We start from the raw sequence: 15,790 nt of genomic DNA on the forward strand, positions 1-15,790 counted from the left end.
GGGAGTTGTGACACAAGGCAGAAACGGAGTGTTTGATGAGTTCTTTGGCTACCGACCACGTCAGCTCGAGCGTCACCGACGAGGACCCGGGCCAGCCGTTCGCCCTCTCACCCGGTCAGACAGCACTGTGGTACGCGCAACGGATCCGGCCCGACATTCCGCTCACCATCGCTCAGTACGTCGAACTGCACGGCGACCTCGACGTCGGCAGGTTGTTGTACGCGGTGGAACGCTTCGGTGCGGAAACCCAGGTGGGGCATGTCCGCCTACTCGAGATCGACGGCGTGCCCCACCAGCGCGTCGATCCGACGTGGCGGCCGGGCTGGGGCCGGATCGACCTGCGCGGCGAATCCGACCCACGAGCCGCCGCGCTGGCCTGGATGAACACCCACGCCAGCACCCCGAGCGACATGGAGCACGAACCCCTCACCATCAATGTGGTGTTGCGGGTCGGTGACCGGGAATGGTTCTGGTACGAGCGCGGACACCATATCGTTATCGACGGTTACGGTGCGATGAACGCGCTCTCGCGCACCGCCGAGATCTACACGGCGATCGGCGAGCAGCGCGAACCGTCGGTCTCCCGGGCCGCCGCGCTCGTCGAGCTCTACGCCGACGAATCCCGCTATCGCGAGTCCAGCCGGTTCCGGGCAGACCGCGAGTACTGGACCGAACAGCTCGCCGGCGTGGGCGAACCGATGACACTGTCGTCGGTCGCCGCCGCGGGTGATACCCACGACGCGGGCCGCCACCGTGCCACGGCGGTTTTCGACGCCGACCTCGACACCCTGCTCACCGACGCGATCGCCACGCACGGTTCGGCCAACTCGGCGCTCATCGTCGCCGCACTGGCGGCCTACGTCCGCTCGGTCACCGGTGACCCCGATGTCGTACTGAGCCTGCCGGTTTCGGCCCGCACCACCGTCGCGCTGCGCCGTTCGGCGGGCGTGGTGTCGAACGTGGTGCCGCTGCGGGTCCGGTTCGACGAGCACACCACCGTCGCCGACGTCGTGCGCCAGACCGAACTGCAGATCACCGGCGCCCTGCGGCACCAGCGCTACCGCTCCGACGACATCCGTCGCGACTGCGGCTACTCCCGCGACGCGCGCGGCTTCTTCGGGCCGATGGTCAACATCATGCTGTTCCACGACGAGCTGAAGTTCGACGATATCGCCGGTCAGGTGAACGTTCTCGCCACCGGCCCCGTCGAAGACCTCTCGATCAACATCTACAACGGCGACGGCGGTCGCATCCAGCTCGACTTCGAGGCCAACCCGAAGCTCTACGGCCAGTCCGAGAACGCCGCCCACCACTCCCGCTACCTCGACTTCCTCGCGCGTTTCCTGGCCGCCGAGCCGACCACCCCCACCTACACGCTCACCGCGATCACCACCGCCGAGAACGACAGGGTGCTGCGGGAGTGGAACGCCACCGAGATGCCGATGCAGGCCGCGACGCTGGTCTCGCTGTTCTCCGACCAGGTGCGCCGCAGCCCGCATGCCATCGGCCTCGAATTCGGTGACCGCACACTCGGATACACCGAACTCGGCGACCGGGTGAACCAGCTGGCGCGCGAACTCATCGCCCGAGGCGCGGGCCCGGAGACCACCGTCGGCGTGTGCCTGCATCGCAGCATCGATCTGGTCGTCGGCATCTACGCCGTGCTCGCGACCGGCGCTGCCTACCTGCCGCTGGATCCCGACCACCCGGTCGATCGCATCGAAGCGGTAGTGGCACAGGCACATCCGGTGTGTGTGCTCACCGCGGACCGCGACGGGGTACGGCTGCCCGCGGGCACGGTGCGGGTCGATCTGGACACTCTCGACGTCAGCGGGAACGACGTCGAGCCGATCACCGATGCCGACCGCACCGCGCCGTTGCGGCCCGATCACCTCGCCTACGTCATCTTCACCTCCGGCTCCACCGGTAAACCCAAGGGCGTCGGCGTGACGCATGCCGCGATCGTGAACCGGTTGCGCTGGATGCAGGCCGAATACCCCATCGACCACACCGACGCGGTCCTGCAGAAGACTCCGGCCACCTTCGATGTGTCGGTGTGGGAGTTCTTCTGGCCGCTGCAGGTCGGTGCGCGCCTGGTCGTCGCCGCGCCCGAAGGGCATCGTGACCCGGCCTACCTCGCCCGGATCATCACCGAAAGGGCCATCACCACAGCACATTTCGTGCCGTCGATGCTGTCGCTGTTCGTCACCGACCCGCGGGTGCGCGGCGGGGCGGGGCTGCGCCGGGTGTTCTGCAGTGGTGAGGCGCTGCCCGGTGCCACCGTCGCCGATTTCCACGCCGCGCTGCACGGTTCCGACGGTGGACCGGAGCTGCACAACCTCTACGGGCCCACCGAAGCCGCGGTCGACGTCACCTACTGGCCGTGCCCGGCCGACGCCACCACGGTGCCGATCGGTTCACCGGTGTGGAACACCCAGACCTATGTGCTCGACCCGCATCTACAACCGGTGCCCCCCGGTGTCGTCGGCGAGTTGTACCTGGCGGGCACGCAGCTGGCTCGCGGCTACCTGGGTCGCCCCGACCTGAGCGCCGACCGGTTCGTCGCCAATCCCTTCACGCCGGGGCAGCGGATGTACCGTACCGGTGACCTGGCCCGCTGGCAGATCGACGGCGGTGTCCTGGAATACTTGGGCCGCACCGACTTCCAGGTCAAGATCCGCGGACTGCGCATCGAGCTCGGCGAGATCGAATCCGCGCTGCTCGCCCAGCAGGGCCTCGCCCGCGCGGTCTGCGTTGCCCGCACCGCGCGCACCGGCGACGACGAACTGGTCGCGTATGTGGTCGGCGCGGTAGGCGCCAACGCACCCGAACCGGCCCTGCTGCTCTCGGCACTGCGCCGCGGCCTGCCGTCCTACATGGTGCCCTCGGCGCTGGTCGTACTCGACGAACTACCGTTGAGCGCCAACGGCAAGGTCGATCGCAAAGCGCTGCCCGCGCCGGAGGGGGGTTTGCGGGTCACCACCGGCGCCGCCGCGCCGCAGACCGAACTCGAATGCGCACTCGCGGAGATCTTCACCGAGGTTCTCGCCTTGGACGGCACCGCGATCGGTGTCGAGGACAGCTTCTTCGACCTGGGCGGCAACTCCCTGGTCGCCGCACGCGCGGTCGCCCGGATCAACACCACCCTGGAGGCGAACCTCACCATCCGGGAAATGTTCGAGTCGCCGACCATCGCCGCGCTGGCCGGCTACATCAGCACCCATCGGCCCGAAACCTCCACGCCGAAACTGGTTCCCGCGCGCAGGCCCGAACGGGTGCCGCTGTCGCTGGCTCAGCAGCGGCTGTGGATCCTCAACCGGTTCGCCGAGCACGCCGCCGCCTACAACATGCCCCTGGCCTTGCGGCTCACCGGGCATCTCGACCTCGACGCGTTGCGCGCGGGTCTGCGCGACATCCTCGACCGCCACGAGAGCCTGCGAACCAGTTTCCCCGAAGGCCCCGACGGCCCGTACCAGCTGATCCATCCGGCGGCCGGGGTGGAACCCGAACTCTCACCGGTCGAGGTGTCGGCCGCCGAGATCCCCGCGCTGGCCGCGCAGGTGGCCGGGCGCGGTTTCGATCTGCGGAGCGAGACTCCGCTGCGGGTCGCGCTGTACCGGGTCGGCCCCGAGGATCACCTGCTGCTCGTGGTGCTGCACCACATCAGCGGTGACGGCTGGTCGGTCGCGCCGCTGGCCAGGGATCTGATGGTCGCGGTGTCGGCGCGCGCGGGCGGTGCCGCACCCCAGTGGACGTCACTGCCGGTGCAGTACGCCGATTTCGCGTTGTGGCAGCGGGAACTGCTCGGCGAGGAAACCGACCCCGAAGCGCCCATCGCCCGGCAGCTCGGGCACTGGCACCGCGCACTGGCCGGGCTGCCCGATCAGCTCGACCTGCCCCTCGATCGACCGCGGCCTGCGCAGCGTGGCACCGGTGGGGACACCGTCGAATTCGTCATCGACGCCGAAATCCGGCGTGCGGCAGCCGAACTCGCGACCGGTCGCGGGGTGAGCATGTTCATGGTGCTGCACGCGGCGCTGGCCACCCTGCTGGCCCGGCTGTGCTCGAGCACCGACGTCACCATCGGTACGCCCATCGCGGGCCGGTCCGATCCGGCGCTGGACGAGCTGGTCGGCATGTTCGTCAACACCCTGGTGTTGCGTACCGACGTGAACCTCGCTGGCGGGTTCGACCGCATGCTCGACCTGGTCCGCGAGACCGACCTCGATGCCTTCGCCAACCCCGACGTGCCGTTCGAGCGGCTCGTGGAACTGGTCAACCCCGATCGCTCGACCACCAGGCACCCGCTGTTCCAGGTGATGCTGTCCTACGACCGCACGCCGGAGCTGCGCGTCGAATTGCCCGGTGTCACGGCGGAACTGGTGCCGATCGAGATCGGCGTCGCCAAGTTCGACCTGCAGCTCGAGGTCCGCGACAACCACGACAACGGGCCGCTGTACGCCGAATTCGGTTTCGCCACCGACGTTTTCGATCGCGCCACGGTGGAGGCCATCGCGCGGCGGTTCACCAGGCTGCTGGCCGCCGCTGTCGCCACCCCCACCACGGCCATCGGCGACCTCGACGTGCTGGAGCGCCGTGAGATCGCCCGACTGGTTCCGGTGGCGGGTGCACCGGCCGAACCGGCGGGCACACTGGCCCGGCTGCTCAGCGACACCGCGCAACACCTGCCAGACTCGGTGGCGGTGCGCTACCTCGGCTTCGACACCACCTACCGGGAACTCGACGAACGCTCGAACCGGTTGGCGCGCAGCCTGATCGCGCACGGTGCCGCGCCCGAATCGGTGGTCGCCGTCGCGCTGCCGCGCAGCCTCGAGTCGATCATCGCCATCTGGGCGGTCGCCAAGACCGGCGCCGCGTACGTGCCCGTCGACCCCGCCTACCCGGCCGAGCGCATCGCGCACATGATCGGTGACTCCGGCGCCACACTCGGGCTCACCCTGCCCGAACACCTCGCCGGGCTGCCCACCGCCACCGGAAAGCATCGGCGGGCACCGGAATGGATGGTGTTCGGGACGGCCGATTTCGAGGCCGACTGCGCGGTCCGCTCGGCCACCCCGCTCTCCGATGCCGACCGCAGGCACCCGATGCGGGCGGGTCAGCCCGCGTATCTCATCTACACCTCGGGCTCGACCGGCACACCCAAGGCCGTCGTGGTCACCCACGCAGGTATCGCCTCGCTCGCCAGCGAACAGACCCAGCTGTTCAAGGTGACCGACCACGCGCGCACCATGCACTTCTCCTCGCCGAGCTTCGATGCCTCGGTGCTCGAACTGCTGCTCGGGTTCGCCGCGGGCGCGACGATCGTGGTTGCCCCGGCAGACCTCTACGGCGGCGCGGAACTGGCCGCTTTCCTGCGCTCGGAACGCATCACCCACGCGTTCATCACCCCCGCCGCGCTGGCCACCGTGCCCGCGGGCAACTTCCCGGCCCTCGGCACGGTCATCGTCGGCGGCGAGGCCTGCTCGGATGAGCTCGTCGACGCCTGGGCCACGAAATACCGGATGCACAACATGTACGGCCCGTCCGAGGCCACCGTCGCGGTCACCGCGAGCGCGGCCATGGTGCCGGGGGAGCCGGTGCCGCTGGGCACGCCCGTGCGAGGCATGCGGTTGTTCGTGCTCGACGGCCGGATGAACCCGGTGCCGCCGGGGACACCGGGCGAGCTGTACGTCTCGGGGCCCGGCCTGGCGCGTGGGTACCTCGGCAAGCTCGCACTCACCGCGCAGCGATTCGTCGCCAACCCGCTCGGGCGGGTCGGCGAAAGGATGTATCGCACAGGCGATCTCGTGGTGGCCGACATGACCGGCCGCCTGCGTTTCCTCGGCCGCGCCGACGACCAGATCAAGATCCGTGGTTTCCGCGTCGAACTGCGCGAAATCGACCATGTGCTGCGCGAACATCCCGGCGTGCGGTCCGCGCTGACCGTCGTCCACATCGACGAGCAGGGGCAGCAGCGGCTCGCCTCCTATGTCACCGCCGACGGCCCGATCGACCCGGCCGCCCTGCTCGACACCGCTCGTGGCAGGCTGCCCGGCTACATGGTGCCCGCCGCGCTGGCGGTGCTCGACGCGATGCCGGTCACCCCGGCGGGCAAACTGGACCGAAAGGCGCTGCCCGCACCGGAGTTCGTGGTCAGCGGTGGGTCGCGCGCGCCGCGCACCCACCTCGAGATGCGGGTAGCGGCGGTGTTCACCGAGGTTCTGGGCCGCGCGATTCCCGGTGCCGAGGACAGCTTCTTCGACATCGGTGGCAACTCGCTGCTGGCCACCCGGCTCGCGGCCGCGCTGCACGCCGACTTCGAGGTGGATCTGCCCGTCCGGCAGATCTTCGAGGCGCCGACCGTGGCGGGCATCGCCCGGCTGATCACGGAAGCGCCCCGGACGCAGCGGGTGGCGCTGGCGGTACACACCCCGCGCCCGGGACGCATACCACTGTCGTTGCCGCAGCAACGGCTGTGGTTCCTGAACCGATTGTCCCCCGAATCGAGCGCCTACAACATCGCATTCGTCTTGCGAATCGGCGGAGATCTGGACGTCGACGCGCTGCGGGGCGCCCTCACCGACCTCGTGGAGCGACACGAAGTACTGCGCACGGTGTTCCCCGAAGATCTCTCCGGCGCTCAGCAGGTGATCCTGCCGCTCGCGCAGGCCATGCCGGAGATCGAGGTCGTCGACACCGCACCGGATCAGGCGCACGCGGCGCTGACCGCGCTCGCCCGCAGGGGCTTCGACCTCACCCGGCAGACCCCGCTGCGAGTGTCGTTGCAGCGCACCGCATCCGACGAGCACCTGCTCGGCGTCGTCGTGCACCACATCGCCGCCGACGGCTGGTCGCTCGGCCCGCTGACGCGTGACCTCGCCCTGGCCTACGTGGCCCGGACCGGCGACACCGTGTCCGAGCGCGCGCCGCTGCCCGTGCAGTACGCCGACTTCAGCCTGTGGCAGCGGTCGGTGCTCGGCACCGAGGACGACCCGGACAGCATCACCGCCACCCAGCTCGCGTTCTGGCGCGAGACCCTGTCCGAACTGCCCGACGAGCTGCCGCTGCCGTTCGACCGCCCCCGCCCCGTCGAACCGACGGGGACGGCGGCCACCGTGACCTGCGAGGTCTCGGCACCGCTGCAACAGGAACTGGACGAGCTGGCGAGGGACACCGGTGTCAGCCTGTTCATGGTGGTGCGCTCGGCGCTGTCGGTGCTGCTGCGCAGCGTCACCGGCGGACGCGACATCCCCATCGGTACCCCGGTCGCCGGGCGCACCGACATCCAGCTCGACGACCTCGTCGGCATGTTCGTCAACACCCTGGTCCTGCGCTCCGATGTCGACCCCGGCCGCAGCTTCACCGAACTGCTGCACGCCGATCGCGACGCCGAGCTGGCCGCCCTCGCGCACGCCGATGTGCCGTTCGAACGCGTCGTCGACGCGCTCGGCCGGGAGAGCAGGGCGAGCAACCGGCACCCGCTGTTCCAGGTCGCGCTGAGCATGCAGGACAACCGCACACCGTCGCTGGAACTGCCCGGACTGCGGCTGGCCGCGCAAGAGCTCGACATCGCCCTGGCCAAGTTCGACCTGGAACTGCGGGTCGCCCCCGCCGACGAGGACGGGCTGCGGTTCGAGTTCGTCTACGCCACCGAACTGTTCGACGCCGCCACCATCGAAACCCTCGCCGACCGGTTCGTGCAGATCCTCACCCAGGTGAGCGCCGACCCACGGCGACTGGTGTGCGATCTGGACCCACTCACCGTGCTCGAGCACCGTGACCACGTCCCCGCGCAGGGACCGGCCGCGGTCACGGGGGTCGTCCTGCCCGACATCCTCGAGCGTGCCGCGGCGAAGTATCCGCACCGGCCCGCGCTGCGCTGGTTCGCCGACGGCAGCGTCGCCGGGGAAGTGGGCGAACTCGACTACGCCGAAGTCGCGAGCCGGGCACACCGTCTCGGCCGCGCGCTGATCGCCCGTGGCATCGGCACCGGCGACCGCGTGGCGGTCGGTCTGACCCGTTCACTGGAGTGCGCCCTGGCCATCTTCGGCGTCGCGGCCAGCGGTGCGGCGTTCGTCCCCGTCGACCCGCGCTACCCCGCCGACCGGGTGCGGCACATGCTCACCGACTCCGGTGCGAGCGCTGTCATCACCGCTCGCGCCGACGCGGACGCACTGCGCGAGGCCGCGGGACCGATCGACACCCAGTGGTTGCTGATAGACGGCGACGAGCTGAATGCCGAGATGGCCGGCTACGACGACGTCCGGGTCAGCGACGCCGAGCGGATCCGTCCGGTGCGCACCGCCGACCTGGCCTATCAGATCTACACCTCCGGTTCCACCGGCCTGCCCAAGGGCGTGTCCGTCACCCACGGCGGTCTCACCAGCCTCGCGCTCGACCTGCGCGAACGCATGGGCCTGGACCGGTTCTCCAGAACGTTCTTCTTCTCCACGCCCAGTTTCGACGTCTCGGTTCTCGACATGCTCCTCGCCGTCTACTCGGGCGCCGAAATGGTGATCGGCCCGATCGACATCTACGGCGGTGACGAACTCGGTGCCCTGCTGGAACACGAGCAGATCACCCACACTTTCCTGACGCCCGCGGTGCTGGCCTCGATCGATGCCACCCGCTGGCCGCTGCCGATGCTGCGCGGCCTGATGGCCGGTGGCGAGGCGGTACCTCCGGACCTGGTGGCGAACTGGGCACCGGGCAGGCGGTTCGTCAACGCCTACGGGCCCACCGAGTTCACCGTCATCGCCGCGATGTCGGAGCTGCGGGTCGGTGTCCCGGTAGCCATCGGAACGCCCGTGCGCGGTTCGCGGGCCCTCGTTCTCGACGAACGGCTGCGGCCGGTCGTCACCGGGGTACCGGGTGAGCTCTACATCGGTGGCGCGGGCATCGCCCAGGGCTATCACCAGCGCTACGGCCTGACCGCGGGACGATTCATCGCCGACCCGTTCGGCCCGGCGGGCAGCCGGATGTATCGCACCGGCGACGTGGTGCGCTGGACCGCGGGCGGTGAGATCGACTACCTCGGTCGCAGCGACCATCAGGTCAAGGTGCGCGGTTTCCGGATCGAACTCGGCGAGATCAGCGCCGTGCTCGGCAGCCATCCCGAGGTCCGCTTCGCGCACACCGAGGTTCGGCGGATCGCGGGCGATGATCGGATCGTCGCGTGGATCCAGCTCAACGACGGCATCGACCCGGCCGAACTGGCCGGGGTGAAGCGGCACGCGATGGTCCGGCTGGCCGGGCACATGGTGCCCGCGTCGCTGAACCTGATCGACCGGGTGCCGCTCACGCCGGTCGGCAAGCTGGACCGCACCGCGCTGCCGGAACCGGAATTCACCGCGGCCGCGGGCCGGGCACCGCAGACCGCCGCCGAGCGGACGGTCGCGCGGGTGTTCGAGGATCTGGTCGGGGCGAGCGAGGTCCGCGCCACCGACAGCTTCTTCGACATCGGCGGCAACTCGCTGCTGGCCACCCAGCTGGTGGCCCGCCTGGCCGCGGTCAGCAATGTGCGCCTGGAAGTGCGCGCCGTGTTCGCGGCGCCGACTGTCGCCGAACTCGCCGCGCTCATCGAATCCGGACCGTCCGGCGACGAACACCGGCCGGACCTGGTGCCCCAGCGGCGGCCGGAGCGGATCCCGCTGTCCGCGGCGCAGCGCAGGCTGTGGTTCCTCAACCGCTTCAACGCGGGCTCTGATGGCGAGGGTCACTCGTCGGGCGCCTACAACATCCCCGTCGTCCTGCGTCTGTACGGCACGATCGACCTCGATGCGCTCATCGCCGCTTTGCACACGGTGCAACGTCGGCACGAGACGCTGCGCACGGTGTTCCCGGAGACCTCGGGGGAGCCAGAGCAGTTGGTGCTCGACCCGGCGATCGCCGCCGTCACGCTGTTCCACGCGACGGCCACCGCGAGCGAGGTCGATGCCGCGGTGACCCGTTTCGTCAGCCCGGGATTCGACCTATCGGCCTCGGTGCCGATGCGGGCGGCGCTGATCAGCGTCGACCACACCGGACAGGCGGCACCGGCCAAGGCCAAGTTCGCCGTCGCGCGTTCGACCGAGCATGTGCTGGTCCTGGTCGTGCACCACATCGCGATGGACGGCTGGTCGCTGGAACCGCTCGCCGCCGAAGTGGCCGCCGCCTACCGCGGTATCCAGACCGGTGAACCGTTCGGCGAACAGATCCCGGAGATCCAGTACTCCGACTACACCCTGTGGCAGCAGGAACTCCTCGGCACCGAGGACGATCCGGACTCGCTGATCAGCAAGCAGCTCGACCACTGGCGTGGCATGCTCGACGGCCTGCCCGAACTGATCACCGTGCCCGCCGATCGGTCGCGGCCGCCGGTGCCTTCCTATCGGGGTGGCACCGTCGACTGCGCGGTCGACGCGGCGACCCACCGGGCGCTGCGCGGCATCGCCACCGCGAACAACGTCAGCATGTTCATGGTGCTGCACGCGGCGCTGGCGGTCCTGCTGCACCGGGTCACCGGCACCACCGACATCGCCGTCGGCACCGCCAGCGCGGGCCGTGGGCATCCGGCGCTCGACGCGATGATCGGCATGTTCGTCAACACCCTGGTGCTGCGCACCGAGGTGGCCGACGAGCGCGCGTTCGTCGACCTGCTCCGCACCGTCCGCGACGGTGACCTCGACGCCTTCGCCAACGCCGACCTGCCCTTCGAACGGCTCGTCGAAGTGGTCAATCCGGCTCGCTCACAGGCACATCACCCGCTGTTCCAGGTGATGCTGTCGGTGCGCAACACCCCCGTGCGCATGCTGGAACTGCCCGGCCTGCGGATCGAAGCGGTCGACGCCGACGCCGGGATCGCCAAGTTCGACCTGCAGTTCACCTTCACCGAAACCCAGACCGCCCACCGGGTGGGCGACGGCATCAGTCTGTCGGTGAACTTCGCGGCCGACCTGTTCGACGAGGTCACCGCGCGCAGGCTCGGCGACCGGCTGGTCCGGCTGCTCACCGCCGTGGCCGCCGACCCGAACACCGCGGTGGGCGACCTGGCATTGCTCGACGCGGTCGAGTGGACCGCGCTGGCGCCGGTGCACGGCACCCGCGCCGAGCAGCCGGTGACGCTGCCCGCGGTCTTCGGTGCCGCCGTCGCGCGTTCCCGCGACGGTGTCGCGCTGTGTGCCGGCGACACGGTGGTCACCTACGACGCGCTCGACCGGTGGACCAACCGGCTCGCCCGCGTCCTCATCGGTCACGGCGTGGGTCCGGAAACGCTGGTGGCACTGGGTATTCCGCGCTCGGTGGAATCGGTGGCGACCATGCTGGCCGTCGCCAAGGCGGGCGCCGCGTTCGTGCCCGTCGACCCGAACTACCCGCCACAGCGGATCAGTCACATGCTCAGCGACTCCGCCGCGGCGGTGGGTCTGACCTTGCTCGAGCACCGCGATCGGCTGCCTACCGACACCCGCTGGCTGGTCCTCGACGACCCGCAGACCCGGGCCACCGTGCTGGGCGCCGACGACTCGCCGATCACCGACGCCGATCGGATTCGCCCACTGCGCCTGCACAATCCGGCGTACGTGATCTACACCTCGGGCTCCACCGGGACACCGAAGGGCGTGGTCGTCACCCACGGTGGTCTGTCGAACTTCGCCGCCGAGACCGCCGACCGCTTCGATGTGCGTCCCGGCAGCCGGGTGCTGCACTTCGCCACCCCGAGCTTCGACGCCGCCATGCTCGACATCCTGTTCGCGCTCGGTGGTGCGGCGACGCTGGTGATCTCCCCGGCCGGGGTGGTCGGCGGCGAGGACCTGCGGCAGGTGTTCATCCGGGAACGGATCACCCACGCGTTCATCACCACCGCCGCGCTCGGCACCGTCGATCCGACGGGCGTGCACTCCCTCGCCCACGTGCTCACCGGTGGTGAAGCGCTACCGCCGGACCTGCTCGCCCGCTGGGCGCCGGGGCGCAACTTCTACAACGTGTACGGTCCCACCGAGACGACCATCGTCACGTTGATGCCGCAGCCGATGAGCCCGCAGGGCCCGATCACCATCGGTGGGCCGATCCGCGGTGTCGCGGCGACCGTGCTGGACCGGCGACTGCATCCGACGCCCATCGGTGTCACCGGTGAACTGCAGCTGGCCGGCTCGGCCCTGGCCCGTGGCTACCTCAACCGGCCGGGTCTCACCGCCCAGCGGTTCGTCGCCGATCCCTATGGCGAACCGGGGACTCGGATGTACCGCACAGGCGATCTGGTGCGCTGGCGGAACAGCGCGAAGTCGGCGCTGGACGTGGAGTACGTCGGCCGCACCGATCATCAGGTGAAGGTCCGCGGTTTCCGGATCGAACTCGGCGAGATCGACGTCGCGTTCGCCCGGCACGCCCATGTCGAGCTCGCGCTCACCATCGGGCACACCACGCAGGCCGGTGTGACCGCCCTGGTCTCGTATGTGAAGGCGCGCAACGGGACCGCGCCGAGCGTGCCCGAACTGCTCGAGCACGTCGCCGCGCACGTGCCGAACTACATGGTCCCGCAGGCGATCATGCTGCTCGACGAGGTGCCGCTCAGTCCGGTCGGTAAGCTCGATCGTGCCCGGCTGCCCGAGCCGGTGTTCACCGCGTCCGGTGGTTACCGCGCGCCGATGACCGCCGCCGAGATGGCGCTGTGCGCGGTGTTCACCGAGGTGCTCGGGGTCGAGCGGGTCGGCGTGGACGACGGGTTCTTCGAACTCGGCGGCAACTCCTTGCTGGCCACCAAAGTCGTTGCGGCACTGCGTGAGCAGGGCTACGAGATGCCCGTCCAGATGATGTTCGGCGACGCCACACCCTCGGCCATCGCGGCCAAGCTCGACGACGTCGACCCGGACGCGGTGATCGAGGCGGCCACCAGCCCGGTGCTGCCCATCCGCCCGTCCACCAACCCGCACGACACCCCGCTGTTCTGCGTGCACCCGGCGATCGGTCTGGCCTGGTGCTACGCGGGACTGCTCGCACATCTGGCCCCGCAGCGCCCGGTGTACGGCCTGCAGGCCCCGCACGTGTCCGGCGACGACAGCTTCACCTCGATCCCCGAAGCCGCCGGACACTATGTCGCCCATATCAAGTCGATCCAGCCACACGGTCCCTACCACCTGCTCGGCTGGTCGCTCGGCGGCCTGATCGCGCAGGAGATCGCCGTGCAGCTGCAGGACGCGGGCGAAGACGTCGCGCTGCTTGCGATGATGGACAGCTACCAGCTCGGCGACCGCTGGCTCGACACCTCGATGCCCAGCGTCGCCGATATCCTCGGCGAGTTCGGCGCCGATCTGGTCGACGGCGCGCCGTTGCCCGCCGACCTCGACCTGCACGAAGCGGCGGATCTGCTGCGGGCACAGGCGGGCCCGTTCGCCGCGCTCTCGGTGGAGCACCTGCAACGCCTCTACACCGGGTACGCCGACGGCACCGTCATGGCCAACCGGTTCCGGCCGCGCACCTTCGACGGCGACCTCGTGTTCTTCACCGCCGCGGCGGACGAGATCAACGCCGCCGATCCGAGTCGGCGCGCGCAAGCGTGGCAGCCCTTCGTCACCGGCAACATCCACAACCACGACCTGCCCTGCAGGCACGCGGCGATGACCACACCGGAATCGCTGGCGGCGATCGGCCCTGTGCTGCATCGCCACCTCGATGCCATCCCGGAGATCACCGTGTGCGGCAGCGGCCAGAAGGAGATGCGTCAGTGAGTTTCGCGGTAGAAGTGCGCGGCCTTGCCAAGAGTTACGGCAAGGTGCGCGTACTCAAAGAGATCGACCTGGAGATCCCGGCGGGCACCGTGCTGGGTCTGCTAGGACCTAACGGCGCGGGTAAGACCACCACCGTGCGGATCGTCACCACGCTGTTGCGACCCGACGCCGGTTCGGTGCGGGTCGCCGGCATCGATGTGCTGGCCGACCCGGCCACCGCGCGCACCAGGATCGGGTTGTCCGGCCAGTACGCTGCGGTCGACGCGAACCTGACCGGGTACGAGAACCTGCGCATGGTGGCGCGTCTGTACGGCATGGGACGCAAGCAGTCCGTCGCCCGCGTGGAGGAACTGCTCACCGCGTTCGGACTCGACCACGCCGCGGGCAGGCGGGCAGGCACCTACTCCGGTGGCATGGCCCGTCGCCTCGACCTGGCCGGTGCGCTGGTGGCGCGGCCACCGGTGGTGGTCCTCGACGAACCGACCACGGGCCTCGACCCGCGCGGTCGCCTCGACATGTGGCAGGTGATCGGTGATCTCGTCGACGACGGCACCACCGTCCTGCTCACCACCCAGTACCTCGAAGAGGCCGACCTGCTCGCCGACCGGATCACCGTCATCGACAAGGGCACGGTCATCGCCCGCGGTTCCGCCGACGAACTCAAGACCTCCATCGGCGGCGACCGGCTCACCGTCACCCTCGCCGCCGGGCAGAGCCCGTGGCCCGCGGTCACCGTCCTGCAGCAGGTCGGCGTCGGCGAACCCATCCACGAACCCGGCAGCGACGAGGTGTCGGTGGTGGTCGGCAACGGGTCACGCACGATGGTCGAAGCGCTGCGCCGCCTCGACGACGCCGGGGTCTGCGTCCTCGACGCGAACGTCGTGCGCCCGACTCTCGACGATGTCTTCCTTTCCCTCACCGGCACCCCGGCCGAGCCGATCCCCGAACCCGAAACCGACGACGTGCAAGAGGAGGTCCTGTCGTGAGCGAGCGCAGCGAGCGGTTGATAGACACTGCTGCCATGGCAGTCATGCCGGAGCCGAGCGTCAGCGAGGTACAGGCATGAGTGCCCCCGACGTCACGGTGGACGAGTACGAAACCCGCGATCTGCCGATCCAGCCGACCACCCCGCGCTCATCCGGCTCCGAGCAGACCGAACCACGGGCCCGGTTCGTGCGCGACAGCGCGATCGTCGCCTACCGCAACCTGCTCACCATCCTGCGGGTGCCGACGCTGCTGGTCACCGCCACCATCCAGCCGCTGATGTTCGTGTTCCTGTTCGCCTACATCTTCGGTGCCTCGCTCGGCGGTGATCAGTACCGGGAATTCCTGCTGGCGGGCATCTTCACCCAGACCGTGGCGTTCAATGCCGCGTTCACCACCGTCGGGCTGGCCGGTGACCTGCAGAAGGGCATCATCGACCGGATGCGGACGCTGCCGATGTCGCGGCTGGCCGTCCTGATGGGGCGCACCCTGTCGGACCTGGTCGTCAATATCGTGAGCCTGGGCGTGATGTCGATCTGCGGGTACGTCGTCGGATGGCGCATCCACGGCAGCGTCGGCGATGCGGTGATCGCCTTCGCCATCATCTTGCTGTTCGCGTTCGCGATGTCGTGGGTCGGCGCGCTGACCGGTCTGGTCTCCCCGACGGTGGAAGTGGCGCAGAGCGCCGGCCTGATCTGGCTGTTCCCGCTGACGTTCATCTCCTCGGCGTTCATCTCCGCCGAAACTCTGCCGGGCCCGCTGCGCGCCATCGCCGAATGGAACCCGATCACCGCGGTCTCGGCAGCGGGCCGCAAGCTCTTCGAGAACGACTCACCCCCCAGCTTCGTCCCGGCGACGGGCTGGGCCGCGGAGAACTGCATCCTCTACGCGATCATCTGTTCGCTGGTCATCCTCGCCATCGCGATGCCCGCGGCACTACTGCAGTACCGCAAGGTCGCCAGTCACTGAGGTGAGCCACGGAAACGCCGTAGGGCGCCCTACCCCGAGGGGGGGGGGGGCGTTCGGGGTGACAACAGGTAAAAAAAAACGCCAACCAGGGTGGTGATGTGGTGGGGGGGCGGCATTGGGCGGGGCACCAGCGC

The 15,790-nt window shown here is 69.6% G+C and carries 3 protein-coding genes; all 3 read left to right on the plus strand.

Going from position 1 to position 15,790, the window contains the following annotated elements; translation table 11 throughout:
• Positions 1-35 precede the first annotated feature (35 nt).
• Positions 36-13,703, plus strand: coding sequence for an amino acid adenylation domain-containing protein (locus ACFWPK_RS25450; RefSeq protein ID WP_378919783.1), 13,668 nt, complete (start codon positions 36-38; stop codon positions 13,701-13,703).
• On the plus strand, positions 13,700-14,689 hold the full coding sequence (locus ACFWPK_RS25455) for an ATP-binding cassette domain-containing protein (protein ID WP_378919785.1): 990 nt from the start codon (positions 13,700-13,702) through the stop codon (positions 14,687-14,689). The genes ACFWPK_RS25450 and ACFWPK_RS25455 overlap by 4 nt, the downstream gene beginning before the upstream one ends.
• Before the next feature lie 76 nt (positions 14,690-14,765).
• A complete protein-coding gene (locus ACFWPK_RS25460; protein ID WP_378919787.1) occupies positions 14,766-15,656 on the plus strand; it encodes an ABC transporter permease in 891 nt (296 codons plus the stop codon).
• The last annotated feature ends 134 nt before the right edge of the window (positions 15,657-15,790 follow it).

The organism is Nocardia sp. NPDC058519, assembly GCF_042719755.1.
In the GTDB taxonomy this organism is placed as follows: Bacteria; Actinomycetota; Actinomycetes; order Mycobacteriales; family Mycobacteriaceae; genus Nocardia.

Coding starts and splice junctions, on each gene's coding strand:
- ACFWPK_RS25460 (WP_378919787.1), top strand. CDS start 14,766: ATGAGTGCCCCCGACGTCACGGTGGACGAGTACGAAACCCGCGATCTG.
- ACFWPK_RS25450 (WP_378919783.1), top strand. CDS start 36: ATGAGTTCTTTGGCTACCGACCACGTCAGCTCGAGCGTCACCGACGAG.